Origin of the sequence: Sulfurovum sp. (genome assembly GCF_041562805.1) — a bacterium.
In the GTDB taxonomy this organism is placed as follows: domain Bacteria; phylum Campylobacterota; class Campylobacteria; order Campylobacterales; family Sulfurovaceae; genus Sulfurovum.
In genome coordinates this window covers 1-1,379 of the sequence record NZ_JBFFOH010000288.1, presented here as the reverse complement: position 1 = coordinate 1,379, position 1,379 = coordinate 1, and the positions used below count along the sequence as shown (strand labels likewise).

Genomic DNA, 1,379 nt, shown 5'->3' with positions numbered 1-1,379 from the left:
TTTCTTTTTTCATATTGTCTTCTATTTCACTAAGTAACGGCTCATCTTTAGGACTTACAAGCGAAATAGCCACACCCAGCTCTTTCATCAAGGCTAAATGATTATGATAATCCTGTGGAATTTCTGGTAAATCATAAGAAATAAAAAGTTTGATATTTTCTAACTCCAGTGTTTTTAAAATCATATCTGTTGTGATGATGACATTTAGCGTACCGGCATTAAATTGAGCTGCAGCTTCTTGTTGCTGTGACTGTCTATGGTTACCATGAACAGCAAGTGCATTAAACTCTCTTGAGACTAAAAATGCACTCAACGCATCAGCTTTTTTCTTACTTTTAACGACGATGACTACTTGCATTTGTTTATAGTCATTTAGCAGTAACCCAAGCATAGATGTCTTGTCATGTTCTTTAACAAAATAAACACTCTGAGGTGTACGTAAAGCCACAGATCTTTGGTCATGGTATATAGTTTCTTTATCAACAGTTTCTTGGGGTGTATCAGTTTGTTCAGACATGAGATGTTTCCTTGAGGTCTTTTTGAGATTATATCTGATTAGTTTGTGGTCAAGATGGTGATTTTCTTCTTTTAATGTTTAGGTACATGACGTTCACCTGACCACTAAAGTTCAGCATTTATCTTTCATACAATGTCAAGATATATATTTCTTGACATTTAAATAGTACAGTTTCTAGCCAACCTCTGGCATAAGGCTTCCATAAGGTCTCAGGGTACTCAGCCTCTTATCAACCAACCCACGACCAACAGTAAAATGATAAAGTGTTTGATAGTGATTTGTTTTTAGTCCTATTACCTCATGTAAAATATCATCTAAAAAACATCCAATGCCAGTAGCAGATAAATTTAGAGAGGTTGTCTCTAGGTATAACTGTTGTCCTATTGCACCACATTCCCAATAGAGTTCTTTATATCTTGATGCACCAAATTCTTCTATTTGTTCTGCAAATTGGGCTAGCATGCCTAAGGTAAAGGCTCCATTACTTGCGATTTCTTGATCACAAGATATTGTTTGTGAAATAACTTTCATATCACCATTTTCAAGTTTGTAGAGTTGTCCTGCATCTGTATCAACTCTCTCCCAGAGAAACACCTCTTTGAGTAAACTCTTGAGTTCTTCTTTATGTGCATCATTTCTAACTAAGATGTAGAGTCCTGAGTCTATCTCTTCTACGCTATGCACAAATATGACTAAGTGGATAGGAGAGTTATCTGATTTTATAGAACCTAAAATCGTTTCAAACTCATTTTTTGTAATCGTACAATCATCTTTATTCATTGCTTGTGCGGATCTTCTGCTTAAAACGATATCTTTGGCTAAACTTGAGCTTTTTCGGTAAGGGTTCTCTTCATAGGTATCA

Annotated in this window: 2 protein-coding genes; both read right to left on the bottom strand. The window is 35.4% G+C overall.

All coding sequences use genetic code 11. The features are described 5' to 3' along the window. A partial coding sequence (locus ABYK33_RS15850) for a helicase-related protein (RefSeq protein ID WP_373034289.1) occupies nucleotides 1–517 on the bottom strand: 517 nt, incomplete at its 3' end. 174 nt (nucleotides 518–691) lie between these two features. After that, on the bottom strand, nucleotides 692–1,379 hold a 688-nt coding region (locus tag ABYK33_RS15845), incomplete at its 5' end, for a nitroreductase family protein (RefSeq protein ID WP_373034287.1).